The following is a 21,996-nucleotide window of genomic DNA, read 5'->3' on the forward strand; positions in this document are numbered from 1 at the left end:
GCTGCGGGCCGCCGGGGAGGGCGCACGGAGCTGCGGGCCGCCGGGGAGGGCGCACGGAGCTGTGGGCCGCCGGGGAGGGCACACGGAGCTGCGGGCCGCCGGGGAGGGCACACGGAGCTGCGGGCCGCCGGGGAGGGCACACGGAGCTGCGGGCCGCCGGGGAGGGCACACGGAGCTGCGGGCCGCCGGGGAGGGCACACGGAGCTGCGGGTCACCGCTGAGGGCACGCCGAGCTGCGGGCCACCGCTGAGGGCACGCCGCCCCGCGGGCGTCGGCCCGTCTCACCCCTGCCCCGCTGCCACCGCCACCCCCATCACCTCGCGGGCGTGACGGTTCGGGACCATGCCGAGGGTCCAGGCGCGCCAGCCGGCCTCCAGGTTCACGCCGCGTTCGAGGAGGAGCTCGTAGGCCTCGATGTACTCGGTGAGCTTCTCGTCGCGCAGGGGGTGAGGCGTGCGGGAGAGCTGGGCGAGTTCCTCCTGGGCCACGGCCGTGCCGATCTCGACGCCGCCGGGGGCGCCGTACGGGAGCATCGTGCAGCGCAGGAAGCGGGCCCAGTCCTCGCCGCGGCGGTCGCCGTAGGAGGCGAAGAGCCGCGCGGCCTCGTCGCAGAGGGCGAGGGCCTGCGGGGTACGGGCGTTGCCGGCGTCCACGACCGCCAGTTCCAGGCAGGTCCAGGCCTCGCCGTGGGCGACGCCGATGCGCTGGAAGTCGGCCCGGGCGTCGACCAGCAGCTGGCGGGCGAAGCCCGAGTTGCGCAGTGAGCCCGTCTGGACGGCACGCTGGTCCCGGGTGACCCGCGCCGAGTGGTGCCGGGCGCAGGCCAGGCCGTACACGTCACGCATCCGCGAGAACATCGTCCGCGACCGTTCCAGCTCCCTGACCGCCTGGTCGAGGTTGCCCGTCTCCTCCAGGGACTGGCCCAGGTAGTAGCCGGTCCACGCCTCACCGCGGGCGTCCTCGTTGTCGCGGTGGTGGGTGAGGGCCTGACGGAGGCCGTCGACAGCGGCGGAGGGATCACCGGCGACGAGGCGCGCACGGGCGAGCTGCGTCATGCTCCAGGCCTGACCCCGCGGGTCCCGGGTACGGCCGAACAGGTCGAGCGCGGTGCGGAGTTCGCCCTCCGCGCGCGGAACGTCGCCCATGCGCAGCAGCAGCTGGCCGAGCTGGAAGTGCGCCCATCCCTCGCCGTGCAGGGACTCCTGCTGACGGTGGATGACGAGGGCGCGGGTCAGCAGGTCGAGCGAGTCGGCGAGCCGGGAGCGGTCGCGTTCGACCGCCGCCAGCGCGTGCATCGTCCAGGCGCGGTCGGCCGCCAGCTGAGGGACCGCCTGCATGTCCAGGGCCTCGTGGAGCTTGGCCGCCGCCTCGGTCAGATTGCCCTGGTGGTGCAGGGTGATGCCCAGGGAGCACAGGGCCCGGGCGGCGCCCGCGTCGTGGTTGGTCTCCAGGTACAGGTCGACCACCGACGCCAGCGTCGTGCGGGCCTTGTCCAGCTCGCCCAGCTGGCGGGCCGCGATGCCCGTACGCCACTGGACGGAGCGGGTCAGCAGGCCCTGGTCCACCGACTGGGCCAGCTCGCTCAGCTCACCGAGGCGGTAGAGGTCGCCGCGCAGCAGGCAGTAGTCGCACAGCGCGCCCAGCAGACTCAGTACGGCCGCCTGGTTCACGCCCTCCGCGTGCCGCAGCGTGGAGGTGATGAAGCTCGTCTCGTCGTCCAGCCAGCGCAGCGCCTCGTCCAGCGACACGAAACCGTGCGAGCCGAAGCGGTCCGAGCGGGTCGACATGTTGCCGTCGACCAGCCGGAGCACCGAGTCGGCGAGGTCCGCGTACGTGACGATCAGCCGTTCCTGCGCGGCCGTCCGCTCGCTCGGCTCCTCCTCGTCCAGCAGCCGGGCCTGGGCGAACGCGCGCACCAGGTCGTGCAGCCGGTAGCGGTTGCCGTGCACATGGTCGATCAGACCGGCGCGGGCCAGTGCGGTCAGATGGCGGGTCGCCTCCGTCTCGTCCGTGGCGAGCAGCGAGGCGGCTGCGGCCGCGCCCAGCGAGGCCCGGCCCGCCAGCGCCAGCCGGCGCAGCAGCCGCCGGGACGGGTCCGACTGGTCGGTGTACCGCAGCCACAGTGCTCGTTCGACCGGTTCGACGGGGCCGTACGCGCCCAGGTCCGTGGCGAGCCGGCGCGGCGTGCGCGGGCCGAGGGACGAACCGGCGACGCGCAGCGCGAGCGGCAGCCCGCCGCACAAATGCCGGATGCGGGAGAGGGATTCGACGTCGTACGAGTTCGAGGCGGCCGTCGCGGGTGAGCCCTCGTTCGCCCCGGCCGACAGCGCCGAGGCGTCCTGGGCCGCCGTGCCCAGCAGTTCCCGCGTGCCGTCGCCGTCCAGCGCCTCGACGGGGAGCTGGTGCACCCAGGCGGGGAGGTCGGCGGGCAGCGCGAGCGGGGCGCGGGCGGTGACGAGGACGAGGCTGTCGGAGCGCTCGGGGACGAGTGTGCGGACCTGCTCGGGGTCGGAGGCGTCGTCCAGGACGATCGTGACCGGCAGCGCCGTCAGATGCTGGTGGTACAGCTCGCTCAGCCGCTTGACCTGCTGGTCCTGCGAGGTGCGCTCACGGAAGAGCAACTGCTCGCGGGGCGCGCCGAGACGGTTCAGCAGATGCATCAGCGCGTCCCGCGTCGACAGCGGGGTCTCACCCGGGCTGTCGGCGCGCAGATCGACCACACAGGCACCGCGGAAGTAGTCGCGCAGGTCGTGGGTGGCGCGGACGGCGAGAGCGGTGCGTCCGGAGCCGGGCGCGCCGTGCAGTACGACCACCGTCGGCCGGGTCTCGGTCTCGGCGCGGGCCGCCTGCACCCACTGGCGGATCTTCGCCATCTCCGCTCGCCGGCCCGCGAACCGGTCGTCCGCCTCCGGGAGTTGGGCGAACGACTGCTCCAGTACGTTGCGCCGACGGGCCGCCGCGCTCTTGTCGGCCCCCCGCAGCCGGGGCGCCTTCTTCTTCGCGGTGGAGGCGGCCAGGACACGTTGTTGGTCCAGGAACGGGCGTATCCCGCGCACCTCCAGCGCCGTCAGCCACTGCAACCGCAGCTGCTCAGGCCCTCCGGGCTGGCCAAGGGCGCCCGCGCGGTGGTGCGCGGCAGGCAGATGCGAGGCGGTCACCTTCAGGACCGTGGCCACGGCGCTCGCGACGCCGACGATCAGGCCGGTGCTCACGGCGGTGCCCGCGTCGACGCCGAACGACAGGTCGGCGACCACTGCGGTACCGGCCGCGACGGCCGCCACCAGCAAGGGAGTTCCGGAGCCCTCCCGCGCGTAGCGCTGGCCGAAGGTCAGCCGGCCGGCCTCCGACTCGTCCAGCGCGCGGGTGTACGCCTCGTACTCCTCCGCCGCGTTCTGCGCCATCGTGTCCAGCGCGGCCCGTGCGCGCCCCAGCAGGACGACTCCGTCGGTACGGCCACCCGACCTGCGGACCTCCTCCTCGACCGCCCGGACCAACAGCCGTTCGGCCTCCCCCCGGTGGCTGTCCCGCATCACACGTCCCCCTTCGCCGTAACGGCTTTCCCAGGCCAGTGTGGAGCGGATGGGGCGCACTGGCGAGAGGGCGTGGATCAGCCCGACGTCGCATGCGCGGGCGCAGGGGCGGTCATGCGTGTGCACGGCACACCTTTTGACACATGGTCACCACGGGCGCGGCGGACCGTTGCGGCGGGGGGCGCCCGCCCACGGTTTGCGCGGGATCGCCCCGCCCCTCAGCCGGTGGCCACCGTGCTGCTGCGGCGGCGGCCACGGGTGAGGGCCAAGCGGCCCAGGGCCATGCCGCCGGCCCCGATGAGCATGGCGACGATGGCCCCCGCCCGGCCGTTGCCGGTGCCGAACCCGCCGCTGGACGTGGCCAGGTGCAGCGCGCCGAGGGCCACCCCGGCCAACCCCGCCAGCAGGGCCGCCACCGCCCAGCCCCGCACGGACCCCGCCCGGGCGCCCGCTCCGACCGCGGTTCCCGCCCGAGCGCCGCTCCTCTCACCGCCTCCCCAGCCGAACCGGCCGGTGGCGCGGGCCAGCGCCAGGCCGCCGATCGCCGTGCTGATCAGGGCGACCACCGCCGCCACGACCGCCCCGGTCCGGCCGTCCCCGATGGCACCGCCGGCCACCGCCAGCAGCAGTACCTCTCCCGACCCCGATGCGCTCATGGCGTTCCCCTCTTCCGTTCCACGTGCCCCGACTCCTCCGTCCGGGCGTGCCTCGACGATGCCCGTCCGCCCGGCCCCCGGTCGTCCCGCGGGCGCAGGCACTTTCCGCTGCCGCCGGGGTGGCGCCCCTCCTGCCGTGGATGTCGTGGCCGGGGCGGAGGTGCTGCGTACGCGGTAGTCGGCGCCTCCTCCTCGCGCAGGACTCGCCCGGCGCGGCGCCCGGCTAGGGTGCGCCCATGAGCGGGGGACGGGCCGGTGTCGGAGCCGGTGTGAGGGACTGGGCGATCGCGGTCGGTGTGGCGGTGACGCTGGTGGTCACCGGGATGTCGGTGGACCACCCGTCCGCCGCGTCCGAGGCACTCGGCTTCGCGCTGCTGGCGTCCGGCGGCCTCGCGCTGGCCGTGCGCCGCCGGGCCCCCGTTCCCGTGCTCGCCGTCACCGGGCTGTGCGCGGCCGGATACCAGGCGGCCGGCTTCGACGTACCCGCCGTCGCGTTCCTGTTCGCCGTCTACGCCGCCGTACGGGAAGGACATCGCGTCATCACCGTCGTCGCGTCCGTGGCGCTGCTGGCGGCCCTCCCGCTGGCCGCGCTGGTCTCCCTGCACGACCTGGGGGAGGCGTTCGCGCGGGCCCGTGGTGCCCTCGAACTGGCCTGGCTGGTGGCGGCGGGCGCCGCCGGGGAGGCGCTGCGGCAGGCGGAACGGCGTGCCGACGAGGCCGAGCGGACCCGCGAGGAGACCGCCCGGCGCCGGGCCGACGAGGAGCGGCTGCACATCGCCAGGGAGCTGCACGACTCGCTGACCCACCAGATCTCGATCATCAAGGTGCAGGCCGAGGTCGCCGTCCATCTGGCCCGCCGGCGTGGCGAGGAGGTGCCGGCGGCCCTGCTGGCGATCCAGGAGGCGGGACGGGAGGCGAACCGGGAGCTGCGGGCCACGCTGGAGGCGCTGCGCGACGACGACACGAGTCCGCCGCGCGGGCTCGACCACGTACCGGAGCTGGTGGAGCGGGCCCGCGCGATGGGTCTCGACGTGACGCTGACGGTCGTGGGGGAGCGCCGGGACGTGCCGGCCGCGGTGGCACGGACCGTCTACCGCGTCGTCCAGGAGGCCCTCACCAACGTCGCCCGGCACGCCTCGGCGACCTCGGTGTCGGTCCGTGTCGACCACCGCCCGGACGCGCTCGCGATCCGTGTCGACGACGACGGTGCAGCCGCCCCGCACACCCCCGTGGTGCCCGGCGTGGGCCTGGTCGGCATGCGCGAACGGGTCACGGCCCTCGGCGGCCGACTGCGCGCGGAACCACGTGAACGGGGCGGCTTCACCGTCCGGGCCTGCCTTCCCGTCGACGGTGGCCGCACCGTGGCTGCGGACCTCCCGGTCGGCGGCGACCGCACCGGCGGTGTGGCGCCTGCCGTGGACGACGGCCGCCCCGTGGCCACCGGCCTGCCGGTCGGCGGCGAGGGCCGCTCCGTCCCCGCTGAGCGCTCATGATCCGCGTGCTGCTCGTCGACGACCAGCCGCTCCTGCGCAGCGGCTTCCGTGCGCTGCTCGATGTCGAGGACGACATCGAGGTGGTGGCCGAGGCCGGTGACGGCGAGGAAGGGCTGGCCCTCGTCAGGGCGCACCAGCCGGACGTCGCGCTCGTCGACATCAGGATGCCGGTCCTCGACGGCATCGAGACGACCCGGCGTATCGCCGCGGACCCGGCCCTCGCCGGGGTGCACGTGGTCATCCTCACCAACTACGGCTTCGACGAGTACGTCCTCGACGCGCTGCGCGCGGGCGCGGCCGGGTTCCTGGTCAAGGACATCGTCCCGGAGGACTTCCTGCACGCCGTACGGGTCGCCGCACGCGGTGACGCCCTGCTCGCTCCGTCGATCACCCGCAAGCTGATCGACCGGTACGTCACCCAGCCGCCCGGGCCCGTCGTCGGCCCGGGGCTGGAGGAGCTGACCAACCGCGAACGCGAGGCTGTGGCCCTGGTCGCGCACGGTCTGTCCAACGACGAGATCGCGGGCCGCATGGTCATCAGCACGCTGACCGCGAAGACCCACGTCAACCGGGCCATGACCAAGCTCGGCGTCCGCGACCGCGCCCAGCTCGTCGTCCTCGCCTACGAGTCCGGCCTGGTGGCGCCCCGTACCCGCTGAGGCGGGATGCGTCCGCCTTCCCGAGGCGCGTGCTGTCCGGCCCCGGCAGGGTACTGGGGAATGATGGACCGCATGCCGAATCGACTCGCCCACGAGACCTCCCCCTACCTCCTCCAGCACGCCGAGAACCCGGTGGACTGGTGGCCCTGGTCGGCCGAGGCGTTCGAAGAGGCGCGCAAGCGGAACGTGCCGGTCCTGCTCAGCGTCGGGTACAGCTCCTGCCACTGGTGCCATGTGATGGCCCACGAGTCCTTCGAGGACGACGAGACCGCCGCCTACCTCAACGCCCACTTCGTCAACGTCAAGGTCGACCGCGAGGAGCGGCCCGATGTCGACGCCGTCTACATGGAGGCGGTGCAGGCGGCCACCGGGCACGGCGGCTGGCCCATGACCGTGTTCCTCACCCCGGAAGCGGAGCCCTTCTACTTCGGCACGTACTTCCCGCCGGCGCCTCGCCACGGCATGCCCTCCTTCCGTCAGGTGCTGGAGGGGGTGCGGGCGGCCTGGGCGGACCGGCGGGAAGAGGTCGCCGAGGTGGCCGGGAAGATCGTCCGGGACCTGGCCGGCCGGGAGCTGAAGTTCGCCGCCGTCGACGTGCCCGGTGAGCAGGACCTCGCCCAGGCGCTGCTCGGCCTCACCCGCGAGTACGACGCCTCCCACGGCGGCTTCGGCGGCGCGCCGAAGTTCCCGCCGTCCATGGTGATCGAGTTCCTGCTGCGGCACGCCGCCCGCACCGGCTCCGAGGGCGCCCTGGAGATGGCGCGGGACACCTGCGAGCGCATGGCCCGCGGTGGCATCTACGACCAGATCGGCGGTGGCTTCGCCCGCTACTCCGTCGACCGCGAGTGGGTCGTCCCGCACTTCGAGAAGATGCTGTACGACAACGCCCTGCTCTGCCGGGTCTACGCCCATCTGTGGCGGGCCACGGGCTCCGAGCTCGCCCGGCGGGTGGCGCTGGAGACCGCCGACTTCATGGTCCGTGAACTGCGCACCGCCGAGGGCGGGTTCGCCTCCGCGCTCGACGCCGACAGCGACGACGGGACCGGCAGGCACGTCGAGGGCGCCTTCTACGTGTGGACCCCGGATCAGCTGACCGAGGTGCTGGGGGAGGAGGACGGCCGGCTCGCCGCCCAGTACTTCGGCGTCACCGAGGAGGGCACCTTCGAGCACGGTGCGTCCGTCCTGCAACTCCCGCAACAGGAAGGCGTGTTCGACGCCGATCGGATCACGTCGGTCAAGGAGCGGCTCGTTCGGGCCCGTGCGGAGCGCCCCGCGCCCGGCCGGGACGACAAGGTCGTCGCCGCCTGGAACGGGCTCGCCGTCGCCGCGCTGGCCGAGACCGGCGCCTACTTGGACCGGCCCGACCTGGTGGACGCCGCCGTCACCGCCGCCGACCTCCTCGTACGGCTGCACCTGGACGAGAAGGCGCGGCTCGCCCGTACCAGCAAGGACGGGCAGGCCGGAGCCCATGCGGGGGTCCTGGAGGACTACGCGGACGTCGCCGAGGGGTTCCTGGCGCTGGCCTCCGTCACCGGCGAGGGCGTCTGGCTGGAGTTCGCGGGGCTCCTGCTCGACCATGTGCTCGTCCGGTTCGTCGACGAGGAGTCCGGGGCGCTCTACGACACGGCGGCCGACGCGGAGAAGCTCATCCGGCGGCCCCAGGACCCCACCGACAACGCCGTCCCCTCCGGGTGGAGTGCGGCGGCCGGGGCGCTGTTGGCGTTTGCCGCGCACACCCAGTCCGAGTCCCATCGCAGCGCCGCCGAGCGGGCGTTGGGCGTGGTGAAGGCGCTCGGGCCGCGGGCGCCGAGGTTCATCGGCTGGGGGCTCGCCACCGCCGAGGCGCTGCTCGACGGGCCCCGTGAGGTCGCGATCGTCGGACCGGAGGGTGATCCGCGGACGAAGGAGCTGCACCGCACGGCTCTGCTCGGCACGGCGCCGGGCGCGGTCGTCGCCGTGGGGGCCGAGGGCAGCGACGAGTTGCCGCTGCTCGCCGACCGTCCGCTCGTCGGTGGTGAACCGGCGGCGTACGTCTGCCGTAACTTCACCTGTGACGCGCCCACGACGGACACCGACCGTCTTCGTACGGCGCTTCGAACAGCGCTGAACGGCTGAAAAGCGCCCCTGACATGCGGGGACGAGGTCGAACAACTGGCTGGAATTGGGCGAGTGTTCGGACTCGTCCGTTTGTGGTGTCTGTCGTTCGGAAACACGCTATTTATCGGAAGGGTCCACAGGATTCACAGTTTCCCCCTAGTCTCTGCACTGGTACGCGACCGGAGTGACGCCCCGTCAGGGGTGTGAACTCCGGTCGTGACAGGGGGCTTTGGGATCTGGGGGGATCTTTCTTGCTGACGTCAGTCTTCATTGCCGTCGTCTCGCTGGCCTTGTTCTGGATGGCGGCCTTCACCCTGTGGTGGCAGATGCACGCGTGGCGCACGCCCGAGGTGCTCGCCTCCACCCGGTTCAGCAGACCCGACGGGGACGAACATGTGTCCTTCTCGCTGCTGCTGCCCGCACGCCATGAACAGGCCGTGCTCGACCACACCATCCAACGACTACTTGAATCCAGCCACGACGACTTCGAGATCATCGTGATCGTCGGCCACGACGATCCGGAGACCACGGCGGTCGCCCGGGCGGCCGAGGCCCGCGATCCGCGGGTCCGCGTCGTCGTCGACCACCATGAGAAAAAGAACAAGCCGAAAGCGATGAACACGGCGTTGCCGCACTGCCGCGGTGACGTCGTCGGTGTTTTCGACGCCGAGGACCAGGTCCACCCGGAGCTGCTCTCCCACGTCGACCACGCCTTCCGCACCACCGGCGCGGACGTCGTCCAGGGCGGCGTGCAGCTGATCAACTTCCACTCCAGCTGGTACAGCCTGCGCAACTGCCTGGAGTACTTCTTCTGGTTCCGCTCCCGGCTGCACCTGCATGCGCAGAAAGGGTTCATCCCGCTCGGGGGCAACACCGTCTTCGTCCGCACCGGAGTGCTGCGCGACGCCGGCGGCTGGGACCCCGACTGCCTCGCCGAGGACTGCGACCTGGGCGTACGCCTCTCCAGCGTCGGCAAGAAAGTCGTCGTCGCCTACGACTCCGACATGGTCACCCGCGAGGAGACCCCCGGCAGCCTGATGTCGCTGATGAAGCAGCGCACCCGCTGGAACCAGGGCTTCCTCCAGGTCTACCGCAAGCGGGACTGGAAGCAACTGCCCAGTTTCCGACAGCGGTTGCTGGCCCGCTACACCCTGATGACGCCGTATCTCCAGGCCGTCTCCGGCGTGATCATCCCGCTGAACGTGGCCATCGCGCTCTTCCTCGACGTGCCCGTCGGCATCGCCTTCATCACCTTCCTGCCGGCCGTCACCGCCCTCGTCACCTTCGTGTTCGAGGTCGTCGGACTGCACGACTTCGGCAAGCAGTACGGCCTCCGCGTCCGGTTCGCCCACTACGTCAAGCTCATCGTGGGCGGCCCCTTCTACCAGGTGCTCCTCGCCTTCGCCGCCGTCCGCGCCGTGTGGCGCGAGCAACGCGGCCGCAACGACTGGGAGTTGACCAGCCATGTCGGCGCACATCTCGCGAACGTGAACCGAGAGGACGTTCCTGCGTGACCTCCACACTTCCCGCGGAGACCAAGACGGAAGTCAAGGTCCCCGCGCAGCGGACAGCTGCGCCCACAGCCCGTTCGACCGGTCGAACGACTCCTTCCGTTTCGCCCGGCCGCCTGCGCGACTCGCGCCCCGACCTGCTCCTGTGCGGACTCCTCCTCGTGGGGATCATGATCGTGCAGGGCTGGAACATCGCCGACTACCCGACCCTCAGCGACGACGAGGGCACCTACCTCGCCCAGGCCTGGGCCGTCCAGGAAGGCAGAGGACTCGCCCACTACACGTACTGGTACGACCACCCGCCCCTCGGCTGGATCCAGATCGCCGTCCTGACCTGGATACCCGCGCAGCTCGCCCCCGAGTCGATGACCGTCGGCTCGATGCGCGCGGTGATGCTGGTCGTCAGCGCCGTCAGCGCGGTCCTCGTCTACGTCCTCGGCCGCCGTCTCTCCCTGCCCCGCTGGGCCGCGGGCCTCGGCATGGCCCTCTTCGGACTCTCCCCGCTGTCCGTCGTCCTCCAGCGGGAGATCTTCCTCGACAACATCGCGGTCATGTGGACGCTGCTCGCGTTCTGCCTCGCCGCCTCCCCGAGCCGTCACCTCTGGCACCACTTCGGCGCGGGCATCGCCGCCGCCGCGGCCGTCCTCACCAAGGAGACGATGCTCCTCGTCCTGCCCGCCGTGCTGCTCACCATGTGGCGGCACAGCCACCGGGACACCCGCAAGTTCGCCATCACCGGCGCCGTCACCGCCTGCACCCTGATCGGCGTGTCGTACCCGCTGTTCGCCCTCCTCAAGGGCGAGCTGTTCCCCGGCGACGGCCACGTCTCCCTCTGGGACGGCATCGTCTACCAGATGAGCCGTCCCGGCTCCGGCTTCCTCCTCACCGAGGGCACCGGCTCGTACGGCGTTCTCCAGTCGTGGCTCTACTACGACCGCGTCCTGCCCCTCGGCGGACTCGCCGGAGCCCTGCTGCTCCTGATCACCTGGCGCTGGTCGGTGACCGCCCGTGCCCTCGCCGGACCCGCCCTCGCCGTGGCGATCCTCGCCGGCATGGCCCTGCGCCCCGGCTACCTGCCCGCGATGTACGTCATCCAGGCGCTGCCCTTCCTCGCCCTGGTCCTCGCCGGCGGCGCGGCCAGCGTCGTCCACGGCGTACTGCGCCGCCGACGCGCCGCCACCGAGAGACGACCGCTCACCTGGACGCGGTACGTGGTGGCCGTCGCGCTCGCCGCCGCGGCCGCCGTGTACGTCGTCCCGCGCTGGTACGACGGCAACCGCACCGCCATGACGTTCGACGCCAACGCCCCCTACCAGCAGGCCGTCAAGTGGCTCGGCAGCGAGGTCGACGACCCCGGCGACACCCGGGTCCTCGTCGACGACGCGCTCTGGCTCGACCTCGTCCACGAGGGCTACAGGCCCGGCCTCGGCGTCATCTGGTTCTACAAGGCCGACCTCGACCCCGCGGTCACGAAGACGATGCCGCGCGGCTGGCGCGACCTCGACTACGTGGTCGCTTCCCCGACAGTACGGCGCGACGCGGTCGACCTGCCCAACGTGCGGGCCGCGATGGAGAACTCCACGCCGGTCGCCACCTTCGGCACCGGCGAGGACCGCATCGAGATCCGCAGGATCCAGGCCGCGGGAGGCGACCGATGAGCAGCGGTTACGAGTCCGTCGTCCCCGAGGAACTGGGCGATCCGGCGGTGCGCGGGGCCGAGGTGCCCGAGCCCGGGGCCGTCACCATCGTCGTCCCCACCTTCAACGAGTCCGCCAACGTACGGGAGCTGCTCCACCAGATCACCGAGACGGTGCCCACGCGGCTGCCGTGCGAGGTCGTCTTCGTGGACGACTCCACCGACGACACCCCCGACGTGATCAACGAGGCCGCTCAGGACTGCCCGTTCCCGGTGACCGTCCTGCACCGCGACCGCCCGACGGGCGGACTCGGCGGCGCCGTCGTCGAGGGCATGAAGGCCGCCACCTCGGACTGGATCGTCGTCATGGACGGCGACCTCCAGCACCCGCCGTCCCTCGTCCCCGAACTGGTGGCGACGGGGGAGCGGGCGACGGCGGGTCTCGTCGTCGCCTCCCGCTACATCAAGGGCGGCAGCCGGGCCGGGCTCGCGGGCAGCTACCGCGTCGCCGTCTCACGGGCAGCGACCTGGCTCACCAAGTCCCTCTTCCCGCGTCGGCTGCACGGCATCAGCGACCCGATGAGCGGCTTCTTCGCGATCCGCCGCAGCGCCGTGACCGCCGAGATCCTCCAGCCCCTCGGCTACAAGATCCTCCTCGAGCTCGCCGTACGCAGCCGCCCCCGCCAGGTGACCGAGGTGCCCTTCGTCTTCCAGGACCGCTTCGCCGGCGAGTCCAAGTCGACCGCGAAGGAGGGCCTCAGGTTCCTGCGCCACCTCGCCGGCCTGCGCACCGCCGCACCGCTGGCCCGCATGATCGTCTTCGGTCTGATCGGCGTCACCGGCTTCCTGCCGAACCTGGCCGGCCTGCACGCGCTGACCTCGGCCGGCATGCACTACGTCCCCGCCGAGATCCTCGCCAACCAGCTCGGGGTGCTCTGGAACTTCTTCCTCATCGAGCACCTGTGCTTCCGCGAGCGGCGGGTCCACCGCAAGGGCTGGGACCGCATCGGCCGGTTCGCGGTGCTCGCCAACGCCGACCTGGTGCTGCGCATCCCGCTGATCGCCCTGTTCGTCGGCCAGTTCGGCATGGGGGCACTGCCCGCCACCGCACTCGCCCTGGTGACGACGTTCGTCCTGCGTTTCGCGGGCACGGAAGCGCTCGTCTACCTGCCCCGCAGGAAGCCTCGCCGTGGGGAGCGCGGCGGGGAGCAGAAGGCCGGACCGGGACCCGGTTCGGCCGAGAGCACGGAGGCCGAGCAGCGGTCCGGTTCGGCCGAGTCCGCAAGGAGAACAGCATGAGCCGTGTGAAGAACCGCCTGTCGATACGGATCAGACCCAGACGCAGAACCGCCCTGCTCGCCGTGGGCGCCCTCGCCTCGGGCCTCCTCCTCGTCTCACCCCAGTCCGCGTCCGCCGCCAACCTCGTCCAGAACCCCGGCTTCGAGACGGCGGGCCCACCGGGCGCGGCCGACATGCCGTACTGCTGGGAGAAGTCCGGCTGGGGCGACAACGACTTCAGCTTCACCACGGTCGCGGACGCCCACTCCGGCAGCAAGGCCATGAAGGTCGAGCTGACCCGCCGGGTCTCCGGCGACCGCAAGGCCCTGATCACCGAGTCGACGGCCTGCGCCCCCTCGGTCTCGGTGGGCAAGCAGTACGACCTCGGCCTCTGGTACAAGTCGACGACCCCGGACACGTCCCTCACCCTCTTCCGGCACGACACCACCGCGGGCTGGCAGTACTGGACCGACCTGAAGACCCTGGACATGGCGGGCAACTGGACCCAGGCGTCGGTCCGCACCCCGGAGGTCCCCGCGGGCACCGACCGCATCACCTGGGGCGTCTCCGTCTACGGCACCGGGTCCGTCACCACCGACGACTACACGATGGACCAGGTCGCCGACCCCGTCCCCGAACCCGAGTGCACCGGCACACCGGCGGAGTGCGCGAACGGCCGCTGGGACGTCCTGCCCACCCAGAACCCCGTCCGCTCCATGCACTCCGTCGTCCTCAACAACGGCAAGGTGCTGCTGATCGCCGGCTCCGGCAACAGCGAGGAGATGTTCAAGGCGGGCACGTTCACCTCGGCGGTCTACGACCCGAAGAACGGCACGTACAAGCAGATCCCGACGCCCGACGACATGTTCTGCGCGGGCCACGTCCAACTGGACGACGGCCGCGTCCTGGTGATGAGCGGCAACAAGGCGTACCCGGCGGCCAACGGCTCGCACGGCTACGAGGGCTACAAGGACTCGTACGTCTTCGACCCGGTCACCGAGACGTACAGCAAGACCAACGACATGAACGACGGCCACTGGTACCCGTCGGCGACGATCCTCGGCAACGGTGACGTCATCTCGTTCGGCGGTCTCCGCGAGGACTCGACGGGCTCGGTGACGGCCGAACTGTGGTCGGACGCCGAGCAGAAGTGGCTCGAACTCTGGAAGGTCAACCAGACCTGGTCGTACTGGGGCCTGTACCCGTCGATGATCCTCATGCAGGACGGCCGCCTCTTCTACTCCGGCAGCCATGTCTTCGGCAACAACATCCCCGGCACGGGTTCGGCGATCTACGACTACGGCGCGAACACGGTCACGTCCGTGTCCGGGCTCCAGAGGAAGGACGAACGCGACCAGTCCGCGAGCGTTCTGCTGCCCCCCGCCCAGGACCAGAAGGTGCTCACCCTCGGCGGCGGCAACATCGAGTCCAACCCGGAGGCGAACCGTCTGACGGACATCATCGACCTCAAGGCCCCGAACCCGGCGTACGTCGCCGGCCCGCCGATCCCGCAGGGCACGGTGGACCTCGGCGCCGGCAAGGTCGCCCAGACGGGTGACCAGGGCAAGATGTACGTCTCCGCGGTCCTCCTCCCCGACGGCAAGGTCCTGGAGACGGGCGGCGGCCTCCACAACCGCGCCAACCCGGTCTTCGAGACGTCGATCTACGATCCGGCGACGAACACGTTCGACCCGGTCGCGGCCGACCCCGAGGCCCGCGGCTACCACTCGTCGGCGTTCCTGCTCCCCGACGGCCGCGTCATGGCGACGGGCGACAACCCGGGCAACGGCAGCTGGAACCACAACGTGTCGGTCTACACCCCGCCGTACCTGCTGAAGGGTGCCCGCCCGAAGATCACGTCGGTGATCGACAGGGAGTGGGTGTACGGGGACACGCAGCGCATCACGGTCGACCGTCCGATCGCGAAGGCGGAACTGATCCGCCCCGCGGCGGTGACGCACTCCTCCGACCCCAACCAGCGCTATGTGGACCTGCCGCTGTCGGTCGACGGCAACAACGTCGACCTGAACGTGACGAGCAACCCGAACCTGGCGCCGCCGGGCTGGTACATGCTCTTCGCGGTGGACGCGAACGGCGTCCCGTCGGTGGCGGAATGGGTCCACCTGCAAGGCCCGTCGGCCCTGGCGAAGGCCTCCGGGGAGACCCCGTCGGCGCACGTCCACGACTTCGCGGACGCGTTGAAGGGCAAGACGACGGGCCCGAAGAAGAAGACGAAGTCGAAGCAGGTGAGCCCCACGCTGGCAGGCTGCGACCGCCACTACGGCTCCGCGAACGTGTGCGTCCCGACGGCCTTCCCAACGGAGGTGAAGCCGACGACCACGTCCCGCTGCGCCTGGTTGAAGGACAACGGCTACGGCCGCCTGAAACTGAACGGCAAGGACGACCCGCTGAGGCTGGACCGCAATGGGGACGGTCTGGCTTGCGGGAAGGGGGATGTGGGGCACGGCTGAGGAGGGGGCGGCCGAGCGGAGGGGACGCCGCCTTGAACACCGCGCCCCTTGCTGGGCAGCGGCCCGGTAATCGACGGTACTTGGCCGGTTACCGGGCCGTGGCCTGCGCACCGCGGTGGCTCGGGCTCACCGCGTGGTTCACGCGCGGCCGACGATGTGCGCGGCTCCGGGCGAGACCTGCACGTGCTGACGACAGTCCGGCGCGGCCGGGGGCACCGGCTGCCCGTCAAGGGCACGACACAGAGCGGCGTGAAGGTGCTCGCCCTCGACGAGCTGCGCTCTCGGTACGGCGGCGCACAGGCCGATCGGAGCAGCGTCTCGATGGCGGTCGGGTCACCGCCGGTGCGTGCTGGCGGTCGGCAGACGACGCATGTGACGCTCTCCTACGCCTCGCCAGTTCGGATGTCGTACGCTGCCCCACCCTCCGGCGGCCCTACGGAACCTGGCGGTAGACGTCGCGACGGTTGCCGACCGCCAGGACCCACACGATCAGCTGGCCGTCCTCGACGGTGTAGACGAGGCGGTAGTCGCCGACCCTGAGCCGCCAGCGCGAACTGTGGCCCTGCAGCGCCTTGATGTCGAACGACGCCGTGTCTTCCGCGTCCATGGCCTTCTGGAGTTCGGCGAGGCGGTACAGGATGCGCAGGGCGTCGGGGCGCGGAACCTTGAGCATGTCCCGCTGGGCGTGCGGCGTGAAGCGCGTGATGTATCCCATGGGTCAGCCCTGGTGGGAGCGCAGCAAGGCCGCCATCTCTTCGAGCGAGACCGACCCCTCCGTACCCTCCGATTCGGCCTCGTCGGCCAGTTGGTTGAGCCATGCCTCTTCGGCGTTCTCGGCGATCTCACGCAGGCGCTGGTACTCCTGGATGTCGATCACGACAGCCTCCTGCTTGCCGCGTCGCGTGATGATCGTCGGGGTTTCCTCCCGGCGAGCGCGGTCGATGACGTCGGCGAGGTGGCTGCGGACAGCGGCCATGGATTCAATCACCGGATCACTCATGTCACAAATGTAGCAGATGTACATGAGGGGCGCCGGTCGACGGTGGCGAGCAGGGCGCCGCGCGGGCACGCGGGCATCTGGGCGGGGCGCCCGGCAAGTCGGCCGTTCGGCGCGGAGTCGGCGGCTTTCCTGCCGGGCCCGCCAAGCCTGTGAGCTCGTACGTCGGCAGTCAGCCGGTCCGTGGCCGTTCGCTCGGCCTGAGGCGACCGCACCGGCAGCCCCGAGGCCGCACGCCGCTCGCACGCCTTGCGCTCGCTCTCCTCAAGGGCCGCAGTTCACCACGCAAAGAACAAACCGCGGCCGGCCGAGGAGACGTCGCTGGTCAGGGCAACCCATATACGGCCGGCCGCGGAGTCATGCGGGGGATCAGCCCAGGCGCTGCACCAGGGCCTGGTACTCGTCCCACAGTTCCTTCGGCGTGTGGTCACCGAAGGTGTTCAGGTGGTCGGGGACGAGCGCCGCCTCCTCCCGCCACACCTCCTTGTCGACGGTCAGCAGGAAGTCCAGGTCGGAGGAGGACAGTGCGAGGCCGTTCGTGTCGAGCGCGTCAGCCGTCGGCAGGATGCCGATCGGGGTCTCCACGCCCTCCGCCTTGCCGTCCAGCCGCTCCACGATCCACTTCAGGACGCGGCTGTTCTCGCCGAAGCCCGGCCAGACGAACTTGCCCTGGTCGTCCTTGCGGAACCAGTTGACGTAGTAGATCTTCGGCAGCTTCGACTGGTCCTTGTCCTTGGCCACGTCGATCCAGTGGGCCATGTAGTCGCCCATGTTGTAGCCGCAGAACGGCAGCATCGCGAACGGGTCGCGGCGCAGTTCGCCGACCTTGCCCTCGGCCGCCGCCGTCTTCTCGGACGCCACGTTCGCGCCGAGGAAGACGCCGTGGTTCCAGTCGAAGGACTCCGTCACCAGCGGTACGGCGGTCGCGCGCCGGCCGCCGAAGAGGATCGCCGAGATCGGGACGCCCTTCGGGTCCTCCCACTCGGGGGCGATGATCGGGCACTGCGAGGCGGGCACGGTGAAGCGCGCGTTGGGGTGGGCGGCCGGGGTCTCGGACGCCGGCGTCCACTCGTTGCCCTTCCAGTCCGTGAGGTGCGCCGGCGTCTGCTCCGTCATGCCCTCCCACCAGATGTCGCCGTCGTCCGTCAGCGCGACATTGGTGAAGACGGAGTTGCCCCAGAGCGTCTTCATGGCGTTGGCGTTGGTGTGCTCGCCGGTGCCCGGGGCGACGCCGAAGAAACCGGCCTCGGGGTTGATCGCGTAGAGCCGTCCGTCCTCGCCGAAGCGCATCCACGCGATGTCGTCGCCGATCGTCTCGACCGTCCAGCCGGAGATCGTCGGCTCCAGCATCGCGAGGTTCGTCTTGCCGCACGCCGACGGGAACGCCGCCGCCACGTACTTCGACTCACCCTGCGGCGGCGTGAGCTTGAGTATCAGCATGTGCTCGGCGAGCCAGCCCTCGTCGCGGGCCATGACGGAGGCGATGCGCAGGGCGTAGCACTTCTTGCCCAGCAGCGCGTTGCCGCCGTAGCCGGAGCCGTACGACCAGATCTCGCGGGTCTCGGGGAAGTGGGAGATGTACTTGGTGCTGTTGCAGGGCCAGGGGACGTCCTCCTGGCCGGGCTCCAGCGGTGCCCCGAGGGTGTGCACGGCCTTCACGAAGAAGCCCTCGGAACCCAGCTCGTCCAGGACCGGCTGTCCCATGCGCGTCATCGTGCGCATGGAGACGGCGACGTACGCGGAGTCCGTGATCTCGACGCCGATCGCGGAGAGCGGCGAGCCGAGCGGGCCCATGCAGAACGGGACGACGTACATCGTCCGGCCGCGCATCGAGCCGCGGAACAGGCCCTTCTCGCCCTGGAAGATGTCCCGCATCTCGGCGGGGGCCTTCCAGTGGTTGGTCGGACCCGCGTCCTCCTGCTTCTCCGAGCAGATGAACGTGCGGTCCTCGACCCGGGCGACATCGGTCGGGTCGGAGGCCGCGTAGTAGGAGTTCGGGCGCTTTATCGGGTCGAGTTTCCGGAAGGTGCCCTTCTGGACGAGCTCCTCGCACAGGCGCTCGTACTCGGCCTCGGATCCGTCACACCAGACCACGTTGTCCGGCTGGGTCAGTTCGGCGATCTCGTTCACCCACGAGATCAGTTCTCGGTGCGTGGTGGGGACGGTTGACGGGGGAGCCGCGATGTCGCGCGCCACGATTGCTCCTAAAATGAGGGGTTTTTTGTTGGAGGCCCCGTGGGGGCTGCGACCCGGATGCTTCACGGTTGGATCTTTGGGCGCTCATCCGGTGCCGACCGCACTCATTTGATCATCCGACGGGAGTGCCCATATGTCCAGAGGGCCTCACACGTGAGCACCGTGAGCATCGCCACTCCTCCGTTCGCGTCCGAGAGGTTTCCGTGGGTCACCACTGCTTCACCGCGGGTATCCAGGAACTCATCCGGGTACCCCCGATAGGGCGTCCTCGTGAGACGATGGACACTTCCTAGGGTTCGAACAGGCTGCACCGTCCCGCAAGTTACGGTTCCGTAGGTACGATGCCGGACATGACTGCGCCCGTCCCCGACGCGCCCACGGAGACGCCGGCCGACCGCCGCCGTCCGGACGCGCGTTCCTTGCCGCACCAGATCGCCCACCAGATCAGCCACCAGATCACGGACGAACTCCACGAGATAAAGCCCAAGCTGCGCGGCTGGCTACACCTCGGCATGTTCCCGGCCGTGCTCGTCGCCGGCCTGGTGCTCACCGCCCTCGCGGACTCGACGCGGGGGCGCATCGCCTGCGGAATCTATGTCCTCACGGCCTGCCTGCTGTTCGGTGTGAGTGCGCTGTACCACCGGGGCGACTGGAGCCCCCGCATGGACGGCATCCTGCGCCGGCTCGACCACGCGAACATCTTCCTGATCATCGCGGGTACGTACACGCCGCTGACCATGCTGCTCCTGCCCGGCGCCAAGGGGCAGTGGCTGCTGTGGGGCATCTGGGGCGCGGCACTCGCGGGGATCGTGTTCCGGGTCTTCTGGGTCGGCGCCCCGCGCTGGCTCTACACGCCCTGCTATATCGCGATGGGCTGGGCCGCCGTCTTCTTCCTGCCCGATTTCATGCGTACCGGCGGTATCGCCGTCCTGGTCCTCGTGGTGGTCGGCGGGCTCCTCTACAGCGCCGGCGGCGTGATCTACGGCATCAAGAAGCCGAACCCCTCCCCGCGCTGGTTCGGCTTCCACGAGGTCTTCCACTCGCTGACACTCGCCGCGTTCGTGGTGCACTACGTCGGCATCTCGCTGGTGGCGTACCAGCACGCGTAGCGGTCCGGACACCTCCTTCGGCACGGCCACGGCTTCCCGCCGTGGCCGTTTTTCGTGTGCCCGCACCAGCGCACGGTTGACAGTAACTATTTTTTGAGAGTTACTTTCATTTCATGGCTACTGTCACCCCCGTGGGCGCCGTGCGCCCCGACCCCCGCCGCTGGTGGGCCCTCGCCGCCCTCGTCGCGAGCATGCTGACGCTCGGCTTCGACATGACGATCCTCAACGTCGCGCTGCCGACGATGGCCGCCGACCTCGGCGCCGGCACGGGTGAGCAGCAGTGGATGGCGGACGCGTACCTCGTCGTCTTCGCGGCGCTCATGCTCCCTGCCGGTCTCCTCGGCGACCGGTTCGGGCGGCGACTGATACTGATCACGGGGCTCGGCGTCTTCCTGGCCGGCTCCCTGGCCGGGGCGCTCGCCGAGGACGTGAGCTGGGTCGTCGCAGCCCGCGCGGTGATGGGCGTCGGCGCCGCGCTCGTCACCCCGCTCGCGCTCTCCGTACTGCCCGCGCTCTTCGGCTCCGACGAGCGCACCAAGGCCGTCGGCATCCTGTCCGCCGCCTCCGCGCTCGGCCTGCCGCTCGGCCCCATCATCGGCGGCTGGCTGCTCGACCACTTCTGGTGGGGCTCGGTCTTCCTCGTCAACGTCCCCATGGCCGCGCTCGGCATCACCGCGTGCGTCCTGCTCCTCCCGGAGACCCGCGACCCGGCCTCACCGAAGGTCGACGCCGTCTCCACCGCGCTCACCGCGACCGGCCTCGGCGCCCTGGTCTACGCGATCATCGAGGCGCCCACGCGGGGCTGGGGCGACCCGTTGGTGATCGCCACGCTCGGCGCGGCCGTGATCCTCATCGCCGCGCTGGTGCTGCGCGAGCGGCGTGCCGAGCGCCCCATGCTCGACATGACCCTGCTCGCGCAGCGCGGCTTCCTGTTCAACACGGTCGCCGCGACCCTCGTCATGTTCATCCTGTCCGGCCTGCTGTTCGTCCTGCCGCCCTACCTCCAGGCCGTCCTCGGCCATGACGCCCTCGGCACGGGCGTGCGCCTGCTGCCGATGATGGGCGGCCTGCTGGTCGCCTCCCGCACGGCCCCGCCGGTCATCGCCCGCGTGGGGGCCCGGGCCACGGCCGGCGCGGGCCTGGCGGTGCTGGCCTTCGCCGCCCTCCTCGGCAGCCGTACGACGACCGGCTCCGGCTACGGCTTCACCGCCCTGTGGCTGTCCATCACCGGCCTCGGCTTCGGGTTCTCCCTCATCCCGGCCATGAACGGCGCGTTGGGCGCCCTGCCCCGCGACCGCGCCGGCAGCGGCTCGGGCCTGCTGATGACGCTCCGGCAGGTCGGCGGCGCGATCGGCATCGCGCTCCTGGGCAGCCTGCTCGCCGCCGCCTTCCGGGACCGCCTCGACGTCACCGGCCTGCCGGGACCGGCGGCCGACGCCGCCGGGGAATCGGTGGTCGCGGCACATGCCGTGGCCGAGCGGATCGGGTCGGCGCAGCTGGCGGCCTCGGCGAACAGCGCGTATGTGCACGGCATGGGCGTCGTGCTGCTGGTGTGCGGCGTCGCGGCGCTCGCATCGGCGTCGCTGGCCGCGGCGTTCCTGCCCGGCGGGAAGAAGGGTGAGGAACCGGACGAGGGGAAGGCCGGGAAGGATGCCGAGGCCCCGGGCGTGGTGGCGCCGCGGGCCGATGGCCGACAATGACCCGCATGAGCCCCGCACGCACGTCTCCCCCCACCGAGGGCCCCCAGCTGGGACTCCGTGAGCGGAAGAAGATCAAGACCCGGACGGCGATCCGCGACGCGACCTACGCGTTGATCAAGGAACAGGGTTACGACGCGACCACGATCGAGCAGATCGCCGACCGCGCCGAGGTCTCGCCGTCCACGGTCTTCCGCTACTTCCCCACCAAAGAGGACATCGTCATCACGGACGAGTACGACCCCGTCCTGCTCGCGGAACTGGCCGGGCGGCCGGCGGACGAGCCGTGGATCGACTCGCTGCGGTCCGTGACGACGAAGGCCTTCGGCTTCGGCATGGAGCAGGAGCCCGAGATCACCCGGCTGCGGGCGCATCTGATGGTCACCGTCCCCGCGGTACGGGCCCGCATGGTCGAGAGCATGGCGGTCGCCGGCAGACAGATCGCCGAGGCCGTCTCCACCCGCACCGGCCTCGACCGGGACAGCCTGGAGGTCCGGGTCTTCACGATGTCCCTCGTCGGCGGCCTCGCGGAGGTCGCCCGCTACTGGGCCGAGAACGACTTCCGCGACGACCCCACCGACCTCGTCGACCGGGCCCTGGCCGTCCTTGAACACGGCCTCGCCACCGGAAAAACCTGAGGTCACCTGCCCTCCGTCATGCCATCCT

The 21,996-nt window shown here is 71.1% G+C and carries 15 protein-coding genes; 10 read left to right on the forward strand and 5 right to left on the reverse strand.

The features are described 5' to 3' along the window. Positions 1 to 281 precede the first annotated feature (281 nt). Positions 282 to 3,530, reverse strand: a complete 3,249-nt coding sequence (locus ACZ43N_RS31585; RefSeq protein WP_468102467.1) for a tetratricopeptide repeat protein — start codon at positions 3,528 to 3,530, stop codon at positions 282 to 284. Between the two features lie 218 nt (positions 3,531 to 3,748). Next, on the reverse strand, positions 3,749 to 4,186 hold the full coding sequence (locus tag ACZ43N_RS31590; RefSeq protein ID WP_468102468.1) for a DUF6223 family protein: 438 nt from the start codon (positions 4,184 to 4,186) through the stop codon (positions 3,749 to 3,751). A gap of 236 nt (positions 4,187 to 4,422) precedes the next feature. On the opposite strand from ACZ43N_RS31590, the gene ACZ43N_RS31595 reads away from it, so the two are divergent. From ACZ43N_RS31595 to ACZ43N_RS31625, 7 genes are all read left to right on the forward strand, one after another. Beyond that, a complete protein-coding gene (locus tag ACZ43N_RS31595) occupies positions 4,423 to 5,679 on the forward strand; it encodes a sensor histidine kinase (protein ID WP_468102469.1) in 1,257 nt (418 codons plus the stop codon). Next, positions 5,676 to 6,338, forward strand: coding sequence for a response regulator (locus tag ACZ43N_RS31600; protein WP_468102470.1), 663 nt, complete (start codon positions 5,676 to 5,678; stop codon positions 6,336 to 6,338). The genes ACZ43N_RS31595 and ACZ43N_RS31600 overlap by 4 nt, the downstream gene beginning before the upstream one ends. Before the next feature lie 72 nt (positions 6,339 to 6,410). Further along, the gene (locus ACZ43N_RS31605) at positions 6,411 to 8,453 is read left to right on the forward strand and encodes a thioredoxin domain-containing protein (RefSeq protein WP_468102471.1); all 2,043 of its coding nucleotides are present in this window, start codon (positions 6,411 to 6,413) and stop codon (positions 8,451 to 8,453) included. A 233-nt stretch (positions 8,454 to 8,686) separates the two neighbouring features. Then, entirely contained in the window at positions 8,687 to 9,949 is a 1,263-nt protein-coding gene (locus ACZ43N_RS31610; protein WP_468102472.1) for a glycosyltransferase, read from the forward strand. After that, positions 9,946 to 11,604 (forward strand): phospholipid carrier-dependent glycosyltransferase, encoded by a 1,659-nt coding sequence (locus tag ACZ43N_RS31615; RefSeq protein ID WP_468102473.1) that lies wholly within the window; start codon positions 9,946 to 9,948, stop codon positions 11,602 to 11,604. Before ACZ43N_RS31610 ends, ACZ43N_RS31615 begins: the two co-directional genes overlap by 4 nt. Then, positions 11,601 to 12,881: a glycosyltransferase gene (locus ACZ43N_RS31620; protein WP_468102474.1), complete on the forward strand. Its 1,281-nt coding sequence runs from the start codon at positions 11,601 to 11,603 to the stop codon at positions 12,879 to 12,881. Before ACZ43N_RS31615 ends, ACZ43N_RS31620 begins: the two co-directional genes overlap by 4 nt. Further along, positions 12,878 to 15,331, forward strand: coding sequence for a galactose oxidase-like domain-containing protein (locus tag ACZ43N_RS31625; RefSeq protein ID WP_468102475.1), 2,454 nt, complete (start codon positions 12,878 to 12,880; stop codon positions 15,329 to 15,331). Before ACZ43N_RS31620 ends, ACZ43N_RS31625 begins: the two co-directional genes overlap by 4 nt. Positions 15,332 to 15,764: 433 nt before the next feature. Here the strand turns inward: ACZ43N_RS31625 and ACZ43N_RS31630 are convergent, their stop codons facing one another. The 3 genes from ACZ43N_RS31630 to ACZ43N_RS31640 form a co-directional block, all read right to left on the reverse strand. Further along, the gene (locus ACZ43N_RS31630; protein ID WP_468102476.1) at positions 15,765 to 16,046 is read right to left on the reverse strand and encodes a type II toxin-antitoxin system RelE family toxin; all 282 of its coding nucleotides are present in this window, start codon (positions 16,044 to 16,046) and stop codon (positions 15,765 to 15,767) included. A gap of 3 nt (positions 16,047 to 16,049) precedes the next feature. After that, positions 16,050 to 16,331: a type II toxin-antitoxin system Phd/YefM family antitoxin gene (locus tag ACZ43N_RS31635; RefSeq protein WP_468102477.1), complete on the reverse strand. Its 282-nt coding sequence runs from the start codon at positions 16,329 to 16,331 to the stop codon at positions 16,050 to 16,052. 366 nt (positions 16,332 to 16,697) lie between these two features. Beyond that, on the reverse strand, positions 16,698 to 18,524 hold the full coding sequence (locus tag ACZ43N_RS31640; protein WP_468102478.1) for a phosphoenolpyruvate carboxykinase (GTP): 1,827 nt from the start codon (positions 18,522 to 18,524) through the stop codon (positions 16,698 to 16,700). A gap of 350 nt (positions 18,525 to 18,874) precedes the next feature. Here ACZ43N_RS31640 and trhA point away from each other — a divergent pair, with 350 nt between their 5' ends. From trhA to ACZ43N_RS31655, 3 genes are all read left to right on the forward strand, one after another. Then, positions 18,875 to 19,633, forward strand: coding sequence for a PAQR family membrane homeostasis protein TrhA (gene trhA, locus ACZ43N_RS31645; protein ID WP_468102479.1), 759 nt, complete (start codon positions 18,875 to 18,877; stop codon positions 19,631 to 19,633). A 113-nt stretch (positions 19,634 to 19,746) separates the two neighbouring features. Beyond that, on the forward strand, positions 19,747 to 21,333 hold the full coding sequence (locus tag ACZ43N_RS31650; protein WP_468102480.1) for a DHA2 family efflux MFS transporter permease subunit: 1,587 nt from the start codon (positions 19,747 to 19,749) through the stop codon (positions 21,331 to 21,333). Between the two features lie 5 nt (positions 21,334 to 21,338). Then, on the forward strand, positions 21,339 to 21,968 hold the full coding sequence (locus ACZ43N_RS31655; RefSeq protein ID WP_468102481.1) for a TetR/AcrR family transcriptional regulator: 630 nt from the start codon (positions 21,339 to 21,341) through the stop codon (positions 21,966 to 21,968). The last annotated feature ends 28 nt before the right edge of the window (positions 21,969 to 21,996 follow it).

The sequence above is a fragment of the Streptomyces sp. NPDC030814 genome (assembly GCF_055572155.1).

Coding starts and splice junctions, on each gene's coding strand:
- ACZ43N_RS31585 (WP_468102467.1), bottom strand. CDS start 3,530: ATGCGGGACAGCCACCGGGGGGAGGCCGAACGGCTGTTGGTCCGGGCG.
- ACZ43N_RS31590 (WP_468102468.1), bottom strand. CDS start 4,186: ATGAGCGCATCGGGGTCGGGAGAGGTACTGCTGCTGGCGGTGGCCGGC.
- ACZ43N_RS31595 (WP_468102469.1), top strand. CDS start 4,423: ATGAGCGGGGGACGGGCCGGTGTCGGAGCCGGTGTGAGGGACTGGGCG.
- ACZ43N_RS31600 (WP_468102470.1), top strand. CDS start 5,676: ATGATCCGCGTGCTGCTCGTCGACGACCAGCCGCTCCTGCGCAGCGGC.
- ACZ43N_RS31605 (WP_468102471.1), top strand. CDS start 6,411: ATGCCGAATCGACTCGCCCACGAGACCTCCCCCTACCTCCTCCAGCAC.
- ACZ43N_RS31620 (WP_468102474.1), top strand. CDS start 11,601: ATGAGCAGCGGTTACGAGTCCGTCGTCCCCGAGGAACTGGGCGATCCG.
- ACZ43N_RS31625 (WP_468102475.1), top strand. CDS start 12,878: ATGAGCCGTGTGAAGAACCGCCTGTCGATACGGATCAGACCCAGACGC.
- ACZ43N_RS31630 (WP_468102476.1), bottom strand. CDS start 16,046: ATGGGATACATCACGCGCTTCACGCCGCACGCCCAGCGGGACATGCTC.
- ACZ43N_RS31635 (WP_468102477.1), bottom strand. CDS start 16,331: ATGAGTGATCCGGTGATTGAATCCATGGCCGCTGTCCGCAGCCACCTC.
- trhA (WP_468102479.1), top strand. CDS start 18,875: ATGACTGCGCCCGTCCCCGACGCGCCCACGGAGACGCCGGCCGACCGC.
- ACZ43N_RS31650 (WP_468102480.1), top strand. CDS start 19,747: ATGGCTACTGTCACCCCCGTGGGCGCCGTGCGCCCCGACCCCCGCCGC.
- ACZ43N_RS31655 (WP_468102481.1), top strand. CDS start 21,339: ATGAGCCCCGCACGCACGTCTCCCCCCACCGAGGGCCCCCAGCTGGGA.